The organism is Pandoraea anhela, assembly GCF_902459655.1.
Lineage (GTDB): Bacteria > Pseudomonadota > Gammaproteobacteria > Burkholderiales > Burkholderiaceae > Pandoraea > Pandoraea anhela.
The window spans coordinates 66,879-87,635 of sequence record NZ_CABPSB010000004.1; the positions used below are offsets into that span (position 1 = coordinate 66,879).

18 protein-coding genes and 1 other RNA gene are annotated in these 20,757 nt (G+C 63.1%); 4 read left to right on the forward strand and 15 right to left on the reverse strand.

The window, feature by feature from the left end:
- Nucleotides 1-298: 298 nt before the first annotated feature.
- The 11 genes from PAN31108_RS07620 to ffs form a co-directional block, all read right to left on the reverse strand.
- On the reverse strand, nt 299-1,048 hold the full coding sequence (locus PAN31108_RS07620) for a peptidase C39 (protein ID WP_150668286.1): 750 nt from the start codon (nt 1,046-1,048) through the stop codon (nt 299-301).
- Nucleotides 1,049-1,060: 12 nt separating this feature from the next.
- On the reverse strand, nt 1,061-1,771 hold the full coding sequence (locus PAN31108_RS07625) for a C39 family peptidase (RefSeq protein ID WP_246183832.1): 711 nt from the start codon (nt 1,769-1,771) through the stop codon (nt 1,061-1,063).
- A 52-nt stretch (nt 1,772-1,823) separates the two neighbouring features.
- The gene (locus tag PAN31108_RS07630) at nt 1,824-3,203 is read right to left on the reverse strand and encodes a FapB/FapC family functional amyloid domain-containing protein (protein ID WP_150668287.1); all 1,380 of its coding nucleotides are present in this window, start codon (nt 3,201-3,203) and stop codon (nt 1,824-1,826) included.
- Nucleotides 3,204-3,233: 30 nt separating this feature from the next.
- Complete coding sequence (locus PAN31108_RS07635) at nt 3,234-3,869, reverse strand: FapB/FapC family functional amyloid domain-containing protein (RefSeq protein WP_150668288.1); 636 nt, start codon at nt 3,867-3,869, stop codon at nt 3,234-3,236.
- Nucleotides 3,866-4,369 carry a FapA family amyloid fibril periplasmic chaperone gene (locus PAN31108_RS07640; protein WP_150668289.1) on the reverse strand — a complete coding sequence of 168 codons (504 nt, stop codon included), beginning with the start codon at nt 4,367-4,369 and terminating at the stop codon, nt 3,866-3,868. The genes PAN31108_RS07635 and PAN31108_RS07640 overlap by 4 nt, the downstream gene beginning before the upstream one ends.
- 5 nt (nt 4,370-4,374) lie before the next feature.
- Entirely contained in the window at nt 4,375-4,899 is a 525-nt protein-coding gene (locus PAN31108_RS07645; RefSeq protein WP_150668290.1) for a hypothetical protein, read from the reverse strand.
- A 707-nt stretch (nt 4,900-5,606) separates the two neighbouring features.
- Nucleotides 5,607-6,965 carry a sigma-54 dependent transcriptional regulator gene (locus PAN31108_RS07650; RefSeq protein WP_150668291.1) on the reverse strand — a complete coding sequence of 453 codons (1,359 nt, stop codon included), beginning with the start codon at nt 6,963-6,965 and terminating at the stop codon, nt 5,607-5,609.
- Nucleotides 6,966-7,215: 250 nt separating this feature from the next.
- A complete protein-coding gene (gene recR, locus PAN31108_RS07655) occupies nt 7,216-7,818 on the reverse strand; it encodes a recombination mediator RecR (protein ID WP_150668292.1) in 603 nt (200 codons plus the stop codon).
- Between the two features lie 34 nt (nt 7,819-7,852).
- Nucleotides 7,853-8,179, reverse strand: coding sequence for a YbaB/EbfC family nucleoid-associated protein (locus tag PAN31108_RS07660; RefSeq protein ID WP_010807314.1), 327 nt, complete (start codon nt 8,177-8,179; stop codon nt 7,853-7,855).
- Nucleotides 8,180-8,326: 147 nt separating this feature from the next.
- On the reverse strand, nt 8,327-10,234 hold the full coding sequence (dnaX, locus tag PAN31108_RS07665) for a DNA polymerase III subunit gamma/tau (protein ID WP_150668293.1): 1,908 nt from the start codon (nt 10,232-10,234) through the stop codon (nt 8,327-8,329).
- 311 nt (nt 10,235-10,545) lie between these two features.
- An RNA gene (gene ffs, locus PAN31108_RS07670) (signal recognition particle sRNA small type) lies at nt 10,546-10,644 on the reverse strand.
- A 301-nt stretch (nt 10,645-10,945) separates the two neighbouring features.
- Between ffs and trxA the strand changes: the two genes are divergently transcribed.
- The 3 genes from trxA to PAN31108_RS07685 all read left to right on the forward strand — a co-directional run bounded on the left by trxA (nt 10,946) and on the right by PAN31108_RS07685 (nt 13,972).
- Nucleotides 10,946-11,272: a thioredoxin TrxA gene (trxA, locus tag PAN31108_RS07675; protein WP_150668294.1), complete on the forward strand. Its 327-nt coding sequence runs from the start codon at nt 10,946-10,948 to the stop codon at nt 11,270-11,272.
- Between the two features lie 190 nt (nt 11,273-11,462).
- Complete coding sequence (gene rho, locus PAN31108_RS07680; RefSeq protein WP_039399112.1) at nt 11,463-12,725, forward strand: transcription termination factor Rho; 1,263 nt, start codon at nt 11,463-11,465, stop codon at nt 12,723-12,725.
- Nucleotides 12,726-12,958: 233 nt separating this feature from the next.
- Complete coding sequence (locus PAN31108_RS07685; protein WP_150668295.1) at nt 12,959-13,972, forward strand: tetratricopeptide repeat protein; 1,014 nt, start codon at nt 12,959-12,961, stop codon at nt 13,970-13,972.
- Between the two features lie 146 nt (nt 13,973-14,118).
- On the opposite strand, the gene PAN31108_RS07690 is transcribed toward PAN31108_RS07685, so the two are convergent.
- The gene (locus PAN31108_RS07690) at nt 14,119-15,171 is read right to left on the reverse strand and encodes an extracellular solute-binding protein (RefSeq protein ID WP_150668296.1); all 1,053 of its coding nucleotides are present in this window, start codon (nt 15,169-15,171) and stop codon (nt 14,119-14,121) included.
- Between the two features lie 565 nt (nt 15,172-15,736).
- On the opposite strand from PAN31108_RS07690, the gene PAN31108_RS07695 reads away from it, so the two are divergent.
- Nucleotides 15,737-16,759, forward strand: coding sequence for a patatin-like phospholipase family protein (locus PAN31108_RS07695; protein WP_370819597.1), 1,023 nt, complete (start codon nt 15,737-15,739; stop codon nt 16,757-16,759).
- Nucleotides 16,760-16,980: 221 nt separating this feature from the next.
- Here PAN31108_RS07695 and PAN31108_RS07700 read toward each other — a convergent pair whose 3' ends face one another.
- The 3 genes from PAN31108_RS07700 to PAN31108_RS07710 all read right to left on the reverse strand — a co-directional run bounded on the left by PAN31108_RS07700 (nt 16,981) and on the right by PAN31108_RS07710 (nt 20,692).
- Complete coding sequence (locus PAN31108_RS07700) at nt 16,981-17,694, reverse strand: C40 family peptidase (protein ID WP_150668297.1); 714 nt, start codon at nt 17,692-17,694, stop codon at nt 16,981-16,983.
- Between the two features lie 332 nt (nt 17,695-18,026).
- Complete coding sequence (locus PAN31108_RS07705; protein ID WP_150668298.1) at nt 18,027-19,631, reverse strand: ABC transporter ATP-binding protein; 1,605 nt, start codon at nt 19,629-19,631, stop codon at nt 18,027-18,029.
- On the reverse strand, nt 19,628-20,692 hold the full coding sequence (locus PAN31108_RS07710; protein ID WP_150668299.1) for an ABC transporter permease: 1,065 nt from the start codon (nt 20,690-20,692) through the stop codon (nt 19,628-19,630). Before PAN31108_RS07710 ends, PAN31108_RS07705 begins: the two co-directional genes overlap by 4 nt.
- Nucleotides 20,693-20,757 lie beyond the last annotated feature (65 nt).

A 20,757-nucleotide genomic window follows, 5' to 3' on the forward strand; every position in this document is an offset into this window, starting at 1 on the left:
CGACAACGGTTGTCCTTGCTGCTCGACTGCGGGGTGACGCGTGCGAAGCCCGGACCGGGCGCTGCCGACATCACCTTCTTTTACGCCGCGAGTGCTCTGCGGCGACGCCCCACTTCTTGTTGTTATGACGTCCTGCCGGACGTGGCTGCCGAAGTCGGACCGTTCATGTGCGACGGCCCGACACCGTCACTTCACTGCCCTTGCACTGCCCTTGGCACTGCATTCCCTGCTTTCCCTGCGATCGCTGCTGCCACCGAGGCCACGGCAACCACCGTCGTGACCTCATGTGTCCCTGGCTTCAATGCCGCACGGCCATCATGTTGGCCATGGCGTTTTGCACCCCAAGCTGCCGCAACCCGGCCGACGTGAGTGCGTTCGTCTGCAAGTTCAGTTGCAACGTATTCATGACCTGTTGCGCGTTACCCGCGACCTGAACCACCTGCATGATCTGGTTCATGGCGCCGCCCGCACCGCCGGCGATGCTCTGCCCGAGGTTGCCGTTGGGGGTGTTGAGCGTGAGCTGCATACCTGCCGACGAGATCGCCACGCTGGCGCTCAGATTGCCCAACGTGGTTTTCGAACTGCTGGAGCTGCTACCGCTCACCGGCACCAGTAGCGCGAGCGAGACGCCCGGCCCGTACTGGATGATGGCTTTGTTCATGGCGTTGTTCGCGTCGCCCGCGACCTGCGAGATTTGCGCGACGCCGTTCATCAGGACGCTTGCGCCGCCACTGACCGTTTGCGTCGTCGGCGCGGTGGCGCTCACCACCCCGGGCAGGATCGCTGTCGCACTGCCGGTCTGCACCTGGCCGTTGCTCACGCCGAGCACGCCGGTGGCCAACAGGCTCGCCCCGGTCGGCATCTGCCACTGTGATTGCATAACGAGCTGGAAGCCCGTGATCATGTTCTGTTGTGCATATTTGCCGGTCGCGTGGGAGAGGACTTCATCGCTCACGGGCGTCCAGCTCTCGGGCACCACACTCGACGCAAATGCCGGCATGGCGCTTGCGAACAGTGGGATGGCCAGCATCGGGACATATCGATTCATGATGGTCTGGTCTCAAAACAGATCCGCCCGGATGATGCCGAAGTCCAACATCGGGGTCGGTGACGTCCCGGTCGTCAGCGCGCTGTCGCGCAGCTTGGCTGCCAGGGATTCGTTGCCTTTGAGCAGCGGTGAATCCTCCAGAAACGGCTTGCCGATGACCGCCAGCACCAAGCCGTTCCACTGCTTGGCAAAATCGGCCTGCTCGATAATGCGATTGCCCAGCGCCGGGTCGGACACGAAGACCCGACCGTCCTTCGCGGCCTTCACGACCACGAAGTGCTGATAACCATTGACGTCGATAAGTGCGATGACCGGAATCTTGAGGTCGTAGAGCGCACTGACGTCGACTTTGAAACCTCGCCCCTCGAGCCCAAGCGTCTCCACGAATTTCTTCATGTCGAGCATCGAGAAGCCGTTCTTGATGACCGTTTCCGGATTGGAGAAAGCCATCATTCGCTGGATCATTTCGGTCTCGGGAATGTTGATCCCGTAGCCATATCGCAGCAGCGTCGAGAGCGCTGCGGATCCACAACTGAAGTCGTATTCCTGCTGGACCAGATTCACGTAGTGCATCGACTTGAACGAGCGCATCTTCTTGACCGCCGGTACGCCGGTCGAAGACTCCAGGCTCACTGATGCATACTGCGCGTGCCCGGCCACGCTTGCGCACGCCAGAGCGCAAACCGTAGCGATCCTGACGACGGCACGACGCGTATCGCTCATGGCACACCTCATGAAAAAACCGGTCCGGGAAACCCCGGACCGGTCAGGTACATCACTTGATTGCCGAGATGGCGAGGCTGTTGGCCTGAACGTTGCCGATACCCGCAGCCACGTTCACACCCACGTTGCCGCTGGCCCCGAGCAACGCGTTGTTGCCGAGCGAAGCGTTGGCGACGAAGTCACCCGAGGCGTGCATGCTTGCGATCTGGTCGGTTTGTGCCGTCGAGTTGGCAGCACCGCCCTTGTGCCAGCCCTTCCCGCCTTGCGAGACTGCGGCGGAGAGGTTGTTGGCCTGCACGTTGCCGATACCCGAAGCCACGTTCACACCGACGTTGCCGGTGGCGCCGGCCAGCGCACCGTCACCCACGCTGGCGTTGACCATGAACTTCGAGATGCTGGCCGAGCCGCGCGATGCCTGGTTGGAGAACACCTGAGCCGACGCATACACCGGCTGAGCGTTGAGCGAAGCGATCGCGACGTTGTTGGCCTGAGCGTTGTCGGCACCTGCCGCCACGTTCACACCGACGTTGCCGTTGGCGTTAGACAACGCGCCGTTGCCGAGCGTCGCGCCCATCGTCTGGTATTGCGCCGTGTTGAAGTGATACGTGATCGCACCCTTCGTCCAGACAGTCGACTTCGTGTAGGTGTTGGAGAAGCCCCACAGTGCACCGGCCGCAATCGAATCGCTCTCGACCGAGTAGTTGCCGTGGTTGAGCGTCGCATGGAACGCGGCGTCGAAGCTCTTCTGCGTGTTCAGGAAGCCGGCTGCAAGGAACCCGGCGGCCTGTTGCGACTGTTGCCCGTAGGCATAGCCACCCCATGCCGAAGCCTGACCTGCGCCGAAGTTGCCGAAGAGGTAGCCGCCATACACCGCCAGACCGCCCGGCAGCGGGATCACGCCGCCACCGATGATGCCTCCGCCACCCGCGACGTTCGAGTACTGATACCCGCCGCCGGCGATGAAGCCACCCGAGCCGGAGCTCGATTGCGCCGCCACGTAGCCTGCACCCGCCTGGAACGACTTGCTGGTGTTGAGGTGGCCGTTGGCCGTGGCATTCACCCATGACGTGGATTCGTCATAGTGCGTGGTCGTCTTGCCGGCGAGCAGGTAAGCGCTACCCTGATCCGACACCGTCGTGGTCTTCGAATTGACGCCATACGTCACATGACCGGTGACATAGGAGCCGAGCAGCGGCCCCGTCAGCTTCACGTGATGCACGTCGACCTTCTGGTTGTTCTGCACGACGGCGTTGCCGGTGTTGTCCACCGTGACGCAGCCGCGAATGCCGATCAGACCGAAAATGCCGACCAGGTTCAGAACGTTGGTCTCGTTGCCGATGAACGAGAAGCTGTATTGCTGGTGGTGGGGCGACGCCATGGCGGTACCCGTTGCTACCAGCAGTGCAGCCGCTGCAATTGCTTTCGTTTTCATGACCATCTCCTTGACGAGAGAATTACCCAGTTAAAAAGATGTGCCCGCCGGGGGACGGAGCACAAAAACATTTGCGGTTACATTGCCTATCCCAGCCGACTGGTTCACCTGCAACACTCCACTGGCTCCACGGAAAGCGTCGTTGGAAATCGACGCCGAGCGGAACTGATCGTTGAGGTTGTGATGGCCAGCCGGGCCACCCTTGGAGATCGCAGCGGATAGTGCCGTATCCGATACGCTCGCCACTCCAGACGCATCGCCGGTCACAATGACGGTCGCGTTGCGTTGAAGATTGCCGGCACCGCTCGCCTGGTTGACTTGCGTCAGCCCCGAGGTGCCTGAAAATGCGTTGCCCTGAATTGCGGCGCTCGCAGCGCCTGTCGTCGTCGTGACGAGCGCCTGTTGGTTCGTGCTCGACATGCCAGCCGTCACACTGCCGCCGTTGGCGACGACCGCGCTGTTGGCCTGTGCGTTGTTGACCCCGGCCGCCTGGTTCACCCCCAGCGCACCGGTCACGCCCACGGCCACACCGTTTTCGATGGTGGCGTGCGTGCCGGCGAGTTCGCCGTTCACGAACCACACGTCCTGCGCCAGCGACGTTCCGGCAACTACGGTCAATGCCGCGGCCAGCGCGATAGCACGCGTTGCGTTGCGATGTGCGCTCATTTGGCCGCTCCTGCTGCGCCTAACGTCGTGAGCGGCGCCAGGGCCGAACCGATGACCGACGGGACCAGCGTGCCGATGCTGGCGATACCGCCGCCGCCCGCGCCTGCGCCTAAGCCACCGCCGACACCGTTCGTGGTGTTCAGGCCGTTGCCGCCGCGCGCATTGCCGACGAGCACGCCCATCACCGGGCTGATGCCCGACTGCACGGAACTCGTCACGAGGCCGGCATTGGCGCGCCCGGTGAGTTCGTCGTCCGTCACCTGACTGACCGCCCCCATCGCCGTGTTGAACGGTCCCGTCGGAAAGGCAGGGACGGCAATGCCGATCGGGTTCTGTTCGCGGGGCAGGCCGCGATAAGCGATCTGCGGGCCGATGTTGCGCTCGATCACCAGGTCGCCCGGCGTCGCCGGTTCGGCCTTCGCCTGGCCGGGGATCATGGCCGGGGTCAGCGCCACGAGCATCGTGGCGAGGACCGCGGGCGAGAGAGAGAATTGGGTCATGTCGATCACCGCGTGGTGTAGGTCACACGCGTCACCTGGACGTTGCCCACGCCATTCGACAGTTGTTGCGGGCGCGGCGTCGGGGTGATGCCGCCCGGCAGTTCGTCCCACAACGTCACGCCGTTGGCGAGCGCCATGCCAGGCGACTTGACCATCGCGGCGCCTTGAAGATTGCGACCGCGCTGGCTTCCCAGTTGTTCGTCGTCGATACGGGCGGCGGCAAGCGGCATTCCCGAGGCGCCGAGGGTCTGGCTGTCGCCGTTATCCGCGACGGCAGGGCTTGGCTCGATCTCCGGCGATACGATGGCGACATCGGCGTCGACGCGCTGTGCCGAAGGCAGCGTCAGCGTCGTGAACGACGCCGGCACCATCGAACCGGTGAGCATGGCGACTTGCATGAAGGCGGCACGCGAGATGTCCTGCGCCTGTGCCGGTGCGGCACACAATCCGAGCGTCACGGCGATGGCGGCACTCAGTGCACTTGCGCCGTGTCGTACGCGGGACTGCATTTCGGTGGTGAGAATTCGCATCGCTTTGTCCTCCTTGCCCGGACCAATAAAGCGACTTCCGTGCCACCCGGCTTAAGTGGTTGAAAACATTGACGTTAACTATTCAGCCCGGGAGGCGGGAACAGGCGGGGCATCGAAAACGTTTCAGCATTGATACGTGAGCCCGGTCGGCGCGCGCTTGTCACATCAGCGATGCAATCCGAAAACATTCCGAACTGCGAACGATATCGGCGCGAGTCGCGACGCCAGCCGCAAACGCCCTGTGAGCAAGGCGCTCGCGTGACAGATTGACGGCGTATCGGCGGCGACGGAAGAAAACGATACGTGCGCGTCACATGCCGACGAACGCGTCGCCAGGGCGCGGCGCGCCCCGGATGTTTCATCTTTGATGTGCGTGCGGGACAACCCTCGCCCCCCGTTTCTTCCCGAACCCGTTCGGAACGTTTCGGAACGTTTCGAAACGTTTGGCGACGCTTAGAAAACCGAGGCAACGCAGTGCGTACGAAACGACACGTCGACGTTTGCGGCGAAAAATGCCGGACTCGCCCGTCGTTATTGGCGATGGCAGCAGTCGCGAAATGCGAGGGCAGGCGAAAAACAGATCGGGGGGAATGCCATTGCTTCCGATGGACGACGCAGGCAGCTCGACCCGCAAATATTCAGGATCCCAAAAAGAAACGACCGCCCTGCTCATCGCAGGACGGTCGCCCTCTCTTCGCCAGAAGATATCAGGCCGGCACGCCCGATTCGTCACCGCGCAACCCGTACCGGCACATGAGGCGGTACAGCGTGATGCGCGAGATTCCCAACTCTGCGGCCACGTCCGTCAGACGGTGACAGTGGCGCAGCAACGCTTGCTCGATGGCCGTTCGTTCGGCCTCCGCGCGAATTTCCTCAAGCGTGCGCACCAGCGTCGGCACCCACGGCAGGAGGTCGAGATCCTTGGCCGAGATCATGCGGCTGTCGGCCATCACAATGGCGCGACGCACGCGGTTGATCAACTCGCGCACATTACCCGGCCAGTGATATTCGTACATCGCCTGAACCGCGCACTGTGTGAAGCCACGGATCTTGCGATGGTTATCGCCCTTGAAACGTTGCAGCACGTGATGCGCGAGGATCTCGATGTCCTGACCCCGCGCGCGCAGCGGCGGTTCGTCCACGCGCAACACGCACAGCCGATGGAACAGATCCATGCGGAAACGCCCTTCTTTCACGGCGGTTTCCAGATCGACGTGCGTCGCCGAAATGATGCGCACGTTGACCGGAATCACTTCGTGGCCGCCGAGCCGCTCGATCGCGCCCTGTTGCAGGAAGCGCAACAGGCTCGCCTGACTCTCGATCGGCAGATCGCCGATTTCGTCGAGAAACAACGTGCCGCCGTTGGCTGATTCGACGCGCCCGACCTTGCGGGCGTTCGCGCCCGTAAATGCGCCACGCTCGTAGCCAAATAGTTCGGACTGCATCAGATGTGGCGGAATCGCGCCGCAGTTGATCGCAACGAACGGCCCCTTGGCACGCAACGAGCGCTCGTGAATCGCCACGGCGCTCAGTTCCTTGCCAGTGCCCGACTCGCCCGAGATGAACACCGGCGCGTCGGTGTTGGCCACTTTGCGGATGGTGCGAAACAGTTGCTGCATCGCTTCGCACGTGCCGACCATCTCCTGATCGCCGCCCACTTGCGGCGTGATGATCGGCACTTCCGACAGCGACGCCATGCCCCATGCGTGCCCGATCGAGTGTGCGAGCTGATCGTTCGTGCAGGGGATATTGACGTAGTCGAAACAATAATCGCGAATGAGCCGGCGAATCGACGTCGTGGTGAGTTGTTCCGGATTTGTCGCGGCGACCCAGCCGACCGTTGCCGGCTGCATGCACGACTCGAATGCGCCCATCTCGCGGTCGCTGTAACCGCTCGCCAGGTCAATGAGTGCTGCGCTGGTAATCCCCGGATTGATAATGCGACTGACGTCGCTGGCGCTCTTGGCCGGCACAACTTGCCAGCCTTGCTCTCCCAGGAACGACAGCAAACCGTCGTTGTGCTTTCGGGAGGCGTAAATCAGGGTGCGCCCGGTATCGTTAGCCATACCTTAACTCCCTGCCTAAGCAGTGCCTGCACGCAAGTTATTAGGTCGAAGACCGGGATCTGCGCGACAGGTATACGGCCCCACGCCGCCCGGGAGTTATCTTGTTCCCCGTGTCGTTGGGTCCCCAAGTCGGCAGGTTCAGTCTAGAAGACAGGGATATGCGCAGATATAGCGAATAACAGCTAATCCGATTGGATGAGAGTACGAGTACCTACGCGCAAAGGCCCGTCGCGTCACGGTCGCGTCATGCTCAGAGCGTATGTCTGTCGAGTACGGCGCGGGCGATGGTGCCGGCATCGACATACTCCAGTTCGCCCCCGACCGGCACGCCTCGCGCGAGTCGGCTCACGTGCAAACCACGCGCTTTGAGCGTCTGTCCGATGTAATGCGCAGTGGCTTCGCCTTCGTTGGTGAAATTGGTGGCGAGCACTACTTCCTTGACCACACCGTCGGTTGCGCGACGAATCAGTTGCTCGAAATGGATCTCGCCCGGCCCCACGCCGTCCAGTGGCGAGAGGTGGCCCATGAGCACGAAATACAGCCCCTTGAAGGTCATCGTCTGTTCGAGCATGTTCTGATCGGCGGGCGTCTCCACCACGCACAGCAGGCTCGTGTCGCGCTCGGGATCGAGGCACGTCTCGCAGATTTCGACTTCGGTAAACGTATTGCAGCGCGCGCAATGGCGAATCTGCTCTGAGGCATGCACCAGCGCCTCGCCCAGCCGCACCGCGCCTTTGCGGTCGCGTTGCAGCAGATGATAAGCGATGCGTTGCGCGGACTTCGGTCCGACGCCCGGCAAGGCGCGCAGGGCGTCGACGAGTTCCTGCAAGCTGGAGAGCTGGGGCTGGGGCATGCGTCGTCTTTCTATCGAAGCTGGCGAAAAACGCTCAGAACGGCATCTTGAAGCCCGGGGGCAGCGGCAGACCGGCGGTCAGGCCGCCCATCTTTTCCTGCGCGGTGGCTTCCGCCTTGCGCACGGCATCGTTGAAGGCCGCCGCCACGAGGTCTTCGAGCATGTCCTTGTCGTCGGCCAGCAGGCTCGGATCGATGGTCACGCGACGCACATCGTTCTTGCAGGTCATCACGACCTTCACCAGGCCGGCGCCCGACTGACCCTCGACTTCGATCTGAGCCAGCTGCTCCTGCGCCTTCTTCATGTTTTCCTGCATTTGCTGGGCCTGTTTCATCAGACCTGCGATGTTTCCTTTGAGCATGTTGACTCCTGATTAAATCGTGTGGGTGCTGTGTGGGGTGCTGGCCGCGCAGCGTGTCGACGCATTCGCGATACACGACGCACGCGCCGAACTCATGTTTAGGTGCCGGACTCGAAAACCCGGGACCTTTTACGAAAGCGGACTTGCTTATTGTACCGGGCGAATGCTTCCCGGAAGGATCTGCGCGTCGAATTCGTCGATCAATTCGCGCATGAGCGGATCGTCGGCGATCGCCTGTTCGGCCGCACGCTGACGCGCCGCCGCCGCCTCGGCGGCCAGCGATGCGGCCGTCGTGCCAACCTGCCCTAGCTCGACGTGCAGCTGCACGTCCGCGCCGAAGTGCTCGGCGAGCGTCTGACGCAATTTATCCGCCGTCGCGGCGTCGGCCAGTTGGCGAAGCGACACGCGCAGATGCAGAGCGCGACCGGCGACTTCCGTCAGTTCGCTCTGGAACGCCAGTTGCTGCGCGAGACCGCGCGCCGGCAGCGTGGCGGCCAAGGCGGGCCATTCGCCGGTGAAGACCGGCGCGACGCCGTCGGCCTCGCGATAGACGCAGGCGCGCGGCGGTTCGACCTGCGCGGGAGCGGCAGCAGACGCCGCAGCCCCGGCAGGCTCGGGTTCGGGATCGGCGCCGGCCGGCGCTTCGTCCGACGCGCGCGGCGTACCGCCGCGACTGGGACTGGCGCTGCCCGCGCGACCGGACGTTCCACCGGCCGCGCCTTTGCGCCCCGCGTTGAGGGCGGCGAGCGCCGCCCGCGCAGGCGACATCGGTGCCCCGTCTGCCGGGGTGGCACTGCTGCGTGCAGCCGGTGCGCGACGCGCCTCGGGCTGTGCTGCGGCTGCCGGCGACGGTGATGCAGATGCGCGAGGCGCCGGCTCGGCCATCGGCGCGCGCGTCGCAGCGGTAGCCGCAGGAGCGGCCGGACGTGCGGCTTGCGGCGTGGGCGATTCGGCAAGCGTGCCGCCGGCGAGCAACGGCGTGAACGCCGCCATGCGCAACAGCGCCATCGAGAAGCCGGTGTACTCGTCGGGAGCAAGACCGAGTTCGCCGCGCGCACGCGTGGCGATCTGGTAATAGAGCTGAACGGCCTCCGGCGACAGCGCTTCGGCGAGTCGTCTCACGTCGGCCGCTTCCGGCCAATCGTCCGACACGGCCTGCGGCGCGTACTGCGCCAGCGCGATCTTGTGCAGCAAGCTGCCCAAATCCTGCAAACCCGCCGCAAACGAGAAGCTGCGCTCGGCCATTTCGTCGGCAATCGCGAGCAAATCGGTGCGCGACTCGTCCTTCAGCGCATCGAGAAGACGCACCAGCACACTCTGATCGATCGCGCCGAGCATGCCGCGCACGGCCGTTTCGGTAAGCGGGCCGGCGGCGTAAGCGATGGCCTGATCGGTGAGCGACAGCGCGTCGCGCATACTCCCACCCGCCGCCTTGGCGAGCAGACGCAACGCCTGCGGCTCGTTCTCGATGCCTTCTTCACCGAGAATGTTCGTGAGGTGCGACACGATGTGCCCGGCCGGCATCTGCTTCAGATTGAATTGCAGGCAGCGCGAGAGCACGGTGACCGGGATCTTCTGAGGATCGGTCGTCGCGAGAATGAATTTGACGTGCGCCGGCGGTTCTTCCAGCGTTTTGAGCATCGCATTGAACGCGTGCCCCGTGAGCATATGCACTTCGTCAATCATGTAGACCTTGAAGCGCGCGTCCGCCGGTGCATAGACCGCCTTTTCGAGCAGCGACGTCATTTCGTCGACGCCGCGATTCGAGGCGGCGTCCATTTCGACGTAGTCGACGAAGCGCCCTTCGTCGATGGCTTTACAGGCCTTGCAAACGCCGCAGGGCTCGGCGGTAATCCCCGTCTCGCAATTGAGCGCCTTGGCCAGAATACGCGAAAGCGTGGTCTTGCCGACGCCGCGCGTACCGGTAAACAGATAGGCGTGATGCAAGCGCTGTTGCTCGAGCGCGTGCGTCAACGCACGCACGACATGCTCCTGGCCCACCAGGGTCGAGAAGCCTTTGGGGCGCCATTTGCGCGCGAGTACTTGATAGGTCATGCCAAATTGTAACAGTTCGGCGTTGCGCTTCCGCACCGATGTCGACGCCCGATCGAACGTCGATCAGGCGGGTTTTCCATGCCGGAATCGGCAGGCTATCGGTGCGATAGAGAAAAATGTTGCGCGATTCTACCAAGCCCGCCTGCCCCACGCGAGGCGCGGATCACGTTCTCGCACTCGTCGCGAAACCGCATGCGCGCAAGACGACGAGGGCATCCCGCCCGTCGACAATGGGAATGATCACTTCACGTTTCAAACAATGGAAATATTTGCGCAGAACGCGCGAGGAACATCGGTAGCACAAGGCATTAGGTGACGAGCCTGACCCTCGGCACTGGTAGAAAACGGCTGTGGCTGCTTCGTTCCCGACCTGACCAGATTGGCCGCGCCACCATGCGAGGAGGCCCGTCAGAGAAAGATTCTACCAGAGTCGACGCGTCAACAGAAGCCCAATGCACGAGATTATGCGACTTGACGCGCCGGCGGGCGCTTCGCCGCCGATGAGGCACGCGCGCGCAAGCCTTGGCAATTTCCGCTAAGATGTTCGCAAACTGCATTGGCGAGCCCTATTGAAGCCCGCGATTGCAGCCTCCATATGGAGAATGCACGCCTGGAATTGCCGGGTGACATCTCCAGCGTCGGTGAAAACGAACGGCGCATGACGCCACTTCATCGGACGTTTCCGAATAGTTATACGAGGCAACAATACTCATGAGCGAATCTATCAAGTACATCTCCGACGCCAGCTTCGAAGCGGACGTTCTGCAATCCGACAAGCCGGTGCTGCTCGACTTCTGGGCGGAATGGTGCGGCCCCTGCAAGATGATCGCCCCGATTCTGGACGAAGTATCGAAGGAATACGGCGACAAGGTGCAGATCGCCAAGATCAACGTGGACGAAAACCAGCAAGTGCCGGCCAAGTTCGGTATTCGCGGCATTCCGACCCTGATTCTGTTCAAGAACGGCGCAGTCGCCGCACAGAAGGTCGGCGCCCTGTCGAAATCGCAACTGACTTCGTTCCTCGACGGCAATCTGTAATCGCTCGTCGACGGCCAGTGCCGGGGCCTTTGTCGCCGCAGTGCGACACCCCGGCGCCTGGCAGGCGGCGCAATGCTTGCGCATGACGCTGCTTGCTATATAATCCGCCCAAAAGCACCCCAAAGTTCTTCGAGCGTTCGCTCACTTTTCCCTGATCCTTCACTTGTCGTCCAGTGGACGGCACCTCCGTATGCATTTATCCGAACTAAAGTCCCAGCACGTCTCCGAGCTGCTAGAAATGGCGAACGGTCTCGAAATCGAGAACGCCAACCGCCTACGCAAGCAGGAGCTGATGTTCGCCATTCTGAAGAAGCGCGCAAAGTCCGGCGAAACCATCTTTGGCGACGGTACGCTCGAAGTGCTGCCGGATGGCTTCGGTTTCCTGCGCTCGCCTGAGACGTCGTATCTGGCCAGCACGGACGATATTTACATCAGCCCGTCGCAGATCCGCCGTTTCAACCTGCATACCGGCGACACGATCGAAGGGGAAGTGCGTACGCCGAAGGACGGCGAGCGCTATTTCGCGCTGGTGAAGGTCGACAAAGTCAACGGCCACCCGCCCGAGGCCTCGAAACATAAGATCATGTTCGAGAACCTCACGCCGCTGCACCCGAACAAGCCGCTGCTGCTTGAGCGCGACATTCGCGGCGAAGAGAACGTGACGGGCCGCATCATCGACATGATTGCCCCCATCGGCAAAGGCCAGCGCGGTCTGCTGGTCGCCTCGCCGAAGTCCGGCAAGACGGTGATGCTGCAACACATCGCGCATGCCATCACGGCCAACCATCCGGAAGCCAAACTCTTCGTGCTGCTCATCGACGAGCGTCCGGAAGAAGTGACGGAAATGCAGCGCTCGGTGCGCGGCGAAGTGATCGCATCGACGTTCGACGAACCGGCCACGCGTCACGTCCAGGTCGCGGAAATGGTCATCGAGAAGGCCAAGCGCCTGATCGAAATGAAAGAAGACGTGGTGATTCTGCTCGACTCGATCACGCGTCTGGCCCGCGCCTACAACACCGTGATCCCGGCATCGGGCAAGGTGCTCACCGGCGGTGTGGACGCCAACGCCCTGCAACGCCCGAAGCGCTTCTTCGGCGCGGCGCGTAACGTCGAAGAAGGCGGCTCGCTCACGATCATCGCCACGGCGCTGATCGAAACCGGCAGCCGCATGGACGACGTGATCTACGAAGAGTTCAAGGGCACCGGCAACATGGAAGTGCACCTCGAGCGTCGTCTCGCAGAAAAGCGCGTTTATCCGTCGATCAACCTGAACAAGTCGGGTACGCGTCGCGAAGAATTGCTCATCAAGCCGGAAATCCTTCAGAAGATCTGGGTGCTGCGCAAGCTCATCTACGATATGGACGAGGCCGAAGCCATGGAATTCCTGCTTGGCAAGATCAAGCAGACGAAGAACAACGCCGAGTTCTTCGACCTGATGCGCCGCGGCGGCTGATACCGGCCACCCCGCGCGTCGAGAGAGAAAGCCGCGACAGCCCGTCGCGGCTTTTTCATTGCGCGTCGTCAGACGCCGCCGCCCTGCCCTCGCCATCCTCACCTGCCAGACCGTATCGCGCATCGCCCCGCGACGATGCTGGCTGTCACGATGCCTGTTATATGATGGGATGCTACTGTGCGTGAGCCGCCGGTACGCCGTCCCCCCAAGCTGTTCCCGAAGGAGAAATTGCAATGTCCGAGAAAGACGAATTGATGGCGGAAGCCTTCGCCCACCTGGAAGCCGGCGATCCCGAAACGGCCCTGGAGATCGGCAAACGGCTCGAGTCGATGCAGTACTCGGGCGCCTATGAAGTGCAGGCGATGGCCTATGCCGACATGGACGACATGGAGCAGGCCGTCGCCGTACTCGAAGCCGGTGTAGCGCACGCACCGGGCGTCTGGCTGCTCTGGCAATTGCTTGGCAACTATCGTTCGGATCTGGGGCGCTTCGACGCCGCCATCGAAGCCTACGAAGCCGCCGGCCGTTGTGCGCCGGACGAGGACCTCGTGATCGTCGACTTCAACCACGCCAACGCCCTCGCGCGTCAGGGCGATTTCGCCGCCGCACAAACGCGCCTCGATCGCACGCTGGAAAGCCCGCACCTTGCGCAGGCCGGCCGTGCCTTCATCGAGAACGCCATTGCACTGCGCATGCACCTGTACGTCGCCCAGGGTGAGCCGAAGGCCGCCATCGCCACGTACGAGGCGCTGGCCAAACAGGAACACGACGAGGAAGGCAGCAACGTGTCGATGGCCGACGTGCTCGCCGAACTCTCACACGCGCACAAGCAATCGGGCGACCACGACAAGGCCATGGCGACGGCGCTCGAAGCGGTTCAGCTATACAAGTGGAGCGATGCCGCGCTCTGGGCGCTGCGCGCCGCGCGCGACGAGCAATCGGAAACGGCCCACGCCATGCATCTCATCGTGGAAGGGCAATGGTATGAACCGCTGGAAGACGAGGACCCGGATGGCCCTGCCCCGGAATTCGTGACCACGTACGACGTGGTGGCCGAAGACGAGGCCGAAGCCCTGCGCCTGATCGCCGAATGCGAACCGCCGCAGGTACGCGAATCGCTGCGCATCGCCGAGACGCATCCGATCGACAACGACGAGGCGTCCGCCACGGCGTACAAGGGCGTCTACGCCACCGGCGACTACCACATGTACCAACCGGGCGAAGACGACGCGTTGCCGGAAGACTGAACGCGCCTCGCGGCCGGGCCACGCGTCTCACGCGTCACCGGCCGGAGGCGGTAAGCGCCCAAGGGCGCCGGAACACTTCCGGCGCCCTTGGCGCTTTCAGCAGGCATCGAAGCGATCGCGGGCGTCGCCCGCGATACGCCATCGGCTTATTTGTAGCCGGCGCGATCGAGAATACGTTGCGCTTCCGGCAAGTGCTTCGCGATCGTGCCGATCGACACATCTTCCGCCTTGAACTCGCCGAGCGTCGCGAGCGCCGGGTTGTCGACCTTGGTCGTCGGCACTGCCGGCCATTCGTTGTTGCCATTGGCGAAATACTGCTGCGCCTCGTCGCTCGCGAGATATTCGAGGAACTTGACGGCATTGGCGTGATTCGGTGCGTGCTTGGCAATACCGGCGCCCGCAACGTTCACGTGTGTGCCCTTGCCCGCCTGATCCGGCCAGATGAAGCCGACCTTGGACATCAGTGCCTTGTCTTCGGCCTTCTCCGAACGCGCCATACGCACGTAGTAATACGAGTTCGCCAGCGCCACGCCGCACTCGCCCGTTGCCACGGCCTTGATCTGATCGGTGTCGCCCCCGCGCGGCGCGCGCGCGAAGTTTGCGACCATCCCTTCGGCCCATTTCTGCGTGGCCTGCGCACCTTCACGAGCCACCAGCGCACCGACCAGCGAGAGCATGTACGGATGCGAGCCGGAACGCGTGCAAACCTGCCCCTTGTGCGACGGATCGGCGAGCGACGCGTACGTCTGCACCGTCTTCGGGTCGACCTTGTCCTTGTTGTAGACGATCACGCGAGCACGCGTGGAGAAGCCGTACCAGTCGGTGCCGCCCTTCGTGTTCGCGGCGTGCAGCTTGGCTGGAATGCGCGCATCGAGCGTAGCCGATTGGGTCGGCTGGAACAGACCGGCTTCGTCGGCCTTGGCCAGACGCGCCGCGTCGACCATGAGGATGACGTCCGCCGGGCTCTTCGCCCCTTCGCTCTTGAGTCGCTCCAGCAGCGCGGCGTCGTCGGCTTCGATGCGATTGATCTTGATGCCGGTCTGCTTGGTGAACGTGCCGTAAAGCTGCTCGTCGGTCTGGTAGTGACGTGCCGAGTACAAATTCAGCACACCGTTGTCTGCCTGTGCGGCGAACGCCGCCGCCATCGTGGCACCCAGCACCGTCAGTCGCGCCAGCTTACCGATCGTCTTCGCCTTCATAGGCCGTTCCCCTTCGAGTCATGGTTTCACAGAGAGGAACAGCATAATGAAAAATCCAAATCGACGCAAATGATTCCCATTCGCATTGATTCACATATTCACCATCGAGGGCGGGGAGCGCCGAGACACCGGAGGCCGTGGATGAAGCGGATGACGTTTGAGACGCGGCACGTGGCCGCACGAGTGGGACGCCTCGCAGCATTGAGGCGCGGCCAATGACGGAATCGCATTACCCAGTGCGCTGACCAGGGGCGCCCAGCGTGGGTTGCGGCAGATGAGACGGGGTGTTGCGCGAAAGGTTCCATGTCAGGCGAGTGCACACCGATGACACCCTCGAAAAATGAACTGATCCGTGCCTTCCCGGCTCCAAACGCCGTAAAATTGCGCGTCGACGCGCGTCGGCGTCCGATCCCAGCGATTCGCGGCGCCGCGAGCGTTTGTCCCGCCTTCCCGGAGTTTCCCCTTGTTGTCGTTGATTCAAATCCTGCGTCGCGCCGTCTCTTCGACGACCGCCGACGCACCCGCCGTGTTCGGCGCCCCGCCTGTCGCCCCGCTCGTTACCCCCATGCGCCGCACACTCACGCCTTCGCTCGCATCGCCCCGCACGACGATCGCTGCCCTCGCGATGGCCGCCGTGCTGGCCGGCTGCGCAAGCGCCCCGCCGATGAGTTCGCAGAGCGGCACGCCGACCACCGCCCAACCGCCCGTAGCGCAAACGCCCACCGGCCCCGCCGCGTCGGCCACCCCCGTCACGCCGCCCAGGGTCATTCGCCCGCTCAAAATCGGGCTCGCCCTCGGTGGCGGCGCCGCCCGCGGCTTCGCGCATGTGGGTGTGATCAAGGCGCTCGAAGCACGTGGTATACACGCGGACATTGTGGTGGGCACCAGCGCGGGCAGCGTCGTGGGCGCGATGTACGCCTCGGGTCTGGACGGCTTCCAACTGAACCGCCTGGCGTCGACGATGGACGAGGCGTCCATCAGCGACTGGACGATGCCGTTCCGCTCGCGTGGCATGCTACGCGGCGAGGCGCTCCAGTCGTACGTCAACAAGGTGCTCAAGGACCGCACGATCGAGCAGATGCCGCGCCAGTTGGGCATCGTTGCCACCGATCTGCAAAGCGGGGCGCCGATTCTGTTCCGTCGCGGCAATACCGGGCAGGCCGTGCGCGCGTCGAGCAGCGTGCCGGGCGTGTTCGAGCCCGTGCACATCGGCAATCGCGATTACGTCGATGGCGGCCTTGTCGCCCCGGTGCCCGCCGAATACGCAAGGCAGATGGGTGCAGACTTCGTGATCGCGGTCGACATCTCCGCCAATCCGACGGTGCAAGCCACGCAAGGTCAGTTCGACATCCTCATGCAGACGTTCACGATCATGGGGCAGTCGATCAAGCAGTACGAGTTGGAGAAGAACGCCGACATCGTCATTCGCCCGTCGCTGGCAAAAATGGGGGCGTCGGACTTCCAGGGCCGTAACCGCGCGATTCTGGCGGGCGAGGAAGCCGTGGCCAAAATGTGGCCGGAGATTCAGCGAAAGCTCGCGGAAGCGCAATCGGAAGCGGCACGGGGTGTACCGCAGGCCGCCCGGTAACGTCTCGCAACGGACCGACCGGCCGCACCGCACGGCGCACCGCCCCATGACGAACAGGCCAGCGCGCTGCTGGGCACATCGCCGGTAGCCAGCGCAGCCGCTATCGACGATCACCGGCGGCCATGCTCTCACGGCCTGCGTCGCATCCATAAAAAAATGCCGCCCATGGGGCGGCATTTTTATTGGCACGGAAGCCCGCAAACGTAGCGCGCTTCGGCGACTTACATCGGATGATCGTTCTTGAAGAGTTGCTCGACGCGCGTGAGTTCCGCGCTGGCCTTGAGGGTCTCGACACGGCGCGCGCCGTTGTAGCGCGCCGACCAGTACGACTCGCGCAGGTCTTCCACGCGAATCTTGCCGCCGGTGGCTGGCGCATGCACGAACTTGTCGCCGCCAATATAGATACCGACGTGCGAGAAGCTACGGCGCATGGTGTTGAAGAACACCAGATCGCCCGGCTTCAGATCGGTCTTGGCGATGCGCTCCCCCACCTGGCTCATTTCTTCCGAGCGGCGCGGGAGCATGAAATTGAGCGTGTCCTGGAACACATAGCGCACGAAACCGCTGCAATCCAGACCGCTGTCGGGCGTATTACCGCCGTACTTGTAACGAACGCCGATGTAATTCAGCGCGCCAAGCACGACGTCCGACGCCTTGTCCGTCACATTCGAGAGCAGCTTCTGCGCACGTTGCACGCGCGACTCTTCGACGACCGGCTGGGCGGCGTCGGCGCTCACCGATGCGGTGTTGGCGGTGTTCTGGGAAGCGTTGCCGGCCTGAATGGCCGCGGCGGCGGCGCGCGCGGCGGCGCGCGCGGCGGCGGTCGGGCCGTTGTTGTAGTCGTCAGCCTTCGCCGTCAACGAGGCGGTAACGAGGCCAGCGGCAGTGAACGCGAGAAGGAGAGTCTTGCGGGTGCGCGGAGGTTTCGTCTGCATTGGTCGCCGGGTTGGTTGAGTCGGATGGCCGATGAGTAGCTCGTCAGGTGCAACAGGATGCTGCCGTGTTGAATCCTTCGAGTCACGCCCGGCAGACCCACCGCCGAACTTGATATCTGAACCGACTTCGGAGCATGTCCGTCGCCTGATCGTTAACTCGTTGAATAATCAACTTAATTGGTACGCGATAGTAATGTGAACGTCACATGATGTCAAAAGGTAATAGAAAAAAACAATCAGTACAATCGGAAAATTTTCATTAACAATCAAGCCTTTGCGATTTAGACGAGGTTCCGCGACGTTATGTGACGTTTCACTGGGATGTCACGGACCTACAGCATGGCGGCCGCGATCAGTTCGCGGGTGTAATCGTTTTGCGGATCAAAAAATACCGATTCCGTATCGCCCTGCTCCACCAGATGACCGTCCTTGAACACGAGAACCCGGTGCGCCATGGCGCGCATGACGGCCAGGTCGTGGCTGATAAAGAGGTAACTCAGGTTGTACTTGATCTGCAATTGGGCCAGCAGATGGAGCACCTGCTGCTGGATCGACACGTCAAGCGCACTGGTGGGCTCATCGAGCACGAGGATCTGCGGATCGACGACCAGTGCGCGCGCAATCGCAATCCGTTGCCGCTGACCGCCGGAGAACTCGTGGGGATAGCGCGACATGGCGCGCGCGTCGATCCCGACCTCGCGCAGCACCTCGGCCACGCGTTTGCGCCGGTCGTCCTCGCTCAGTTGCGGACGATGCAGCGCCAGCCCCTCGCCCACGATCTCCTCGATGGTCATACGGGGCGACAGCGAGCCGAACGGGTCCTGAAACACGATCTGCATGCGTGAGCGCAATGTGCGCTGTGCCGCACCGCGATACGACGTGAGCGGCTCGCCCTGAAACTCGATCTGCCCGGCGCTGGCGCGCTGCAGGCCGAGCATGGCCATCGCGAGCGTTGTCTTGCCGGACCCCGATTCGCCCACGACCCCAAGCGTCTCGCCCTGGCGCAGCGACAGGTCGACCGGATGCACCGCCCGAAACCGCCCGCGCCGGAACCAGCCGCGAATCCCGGGCTGCGCGGTCGCATAGTCCACCGTCACGCCACGCCCTTCGAGCAACACCGGCGCAATCGGCAGCACCGGATGAATCTCGCGCTGCGGCCGGCTGTCGATCAGCTTGCGCGTGTACGGATGCTGCGGATTCGTGAACAGCGTCTCCGTCTCTGCGCACTCCACGAGCACGCCTTTCTCCATCACCGCCACGCGTTGCGCAAACCGTCGCACGAGGTTCAGGTCGTGGGTGATGAGCAGCACCGCCATGCCGCGTTTTTCCGCCGCGTCGCGCTGCAACTCCAGCAGCAGTTCGATAATCTGTGCGCGAATGGTGACATCGAGCGCAGTCGTCGGCTCGTCCGCCAGCAACAGCTTGGGGCGGCAGGCGAGCGCCATGGCGATCATGGCGCGTTGACGCTGGCCGCCCGACAACTCGTGCGGGAAGTGCGACACGCGACGCTCCGGCTCGGGAATGCCGGTGCGTCGCAGCAATTCGACGGCCCGCGCCTTCGCGTCTTTTTTAGACAGCCCTTCGTGCAGCGCCAGCGCTTCGGCAATCTGCTCGCCGATCGGATACAGCGGATTGAGCGCCGTCATCGGCTCCTGAAAGATCATGGCGATGTCGTTACCGCGCAGCCCACGCATCTCGCGCTCGCTGACCGCCGCCAGATCCGTGCCGTCGAGCATGATCCGACCGTGAATCTCCGCGTCCTGCAACAAGCGCAGGATCGCGAGCGCCGTCACGCTCTTGCCCGACCCGGACTCGCCAACCAGCGCGACCCGCTCGCCGCGCTCGATGGCGAGGCTGACGTTTTTTACCGCTTCGGTGTCGCCGAAGCGCACCGAAAGATTCTCGATACTGAGCAACAGGGATGCCGGCGCGCTCACATCGCCCCCCCGGCCGCAGCCTGCTTATCCGCGACACGCGTATCGAGCGCATTGCGCAAGGCGTCTCCCATAAAGGTCAGCAACAACAGCGTGACGACGAGCACGACGAAGGTGGCGAGCGAAATCCACCACGCATCGAGGTTCGCCTTGCCCTGATTGAGGAGTTCGCCGAGACTCGGCGTGGGCGGCGGCACACCGAGCCCGAGAAAGTCCAGACTCGTGAGCGCCAGAATCGCGCCGCTCATGCGAAACGGCAGGAAGGTGATGACCGGCGTCATGCTGTTGGGCAGCACATGCCGACGAATGATCTGCCAGTTCGACAGGCCCATCGCGCGCGCCGCGCGCACGTAATCCAATTGACGATTGCGCAAAAACTCGGCGCGCACGTAGTCGGACAACCCGATCCAGCCGAACAGCGAGAGCAGCACGAAGAGCAGCCACAGATGCGGCTCGAAGATCGACGCAAAGATAATCAGCAGATACAGCTCCGGCAACGATCCCCAGATTTCGATGAGACGTTGCAGCGTCAGATCGATACGCCCGCCGTAGAAGCCCTGCACCGCCCCCGCGAGCACGCCGAGCAGCGTGCCGGAGACCGTAAGCGCCAGCGCGAAGATCACCGACAGGCGGAAGCCGTAGAGCAATCGCGCGAAGACGTCCCGGCCGCGATCATCCGTTCCCAGCCAGTTTTCCGATGAGGGCTGCGCCGGATTCGGCACCTTCGCGAAGTAGTTGATGGTGGCGTAGCTGTAGCGCACCGGCGGATAGATCGCGAAATTATCGCCCCCACGGATGCGATCTTCGATGAACGGGTCCAGATAGTCGGTCGGCGTCGGGAAGTCGCCGCCGAAGGTCGATTCCGGATAGGTCTTCACGAGCGGGAAATACCATTGCCCCTCGTAGCGCACCACCCACGGCTTGTCGTTCGCGATGACTTCGGCAAAGAGGCTGATCGCGAACAACACCACGAACGCGATCAGGCTCCAGTAACCCAGCCGGTGGCTGCGAAAGCGCCGCCAGACGCGCCAGCGCGGCGAGCGCGCGGGCGACGCGAACCGCAAGGACGAGGAGGCCGACGAGGAGGCCGACGAGGATGAAGACGAGGACGGGCGTGGCGATGGCGTGG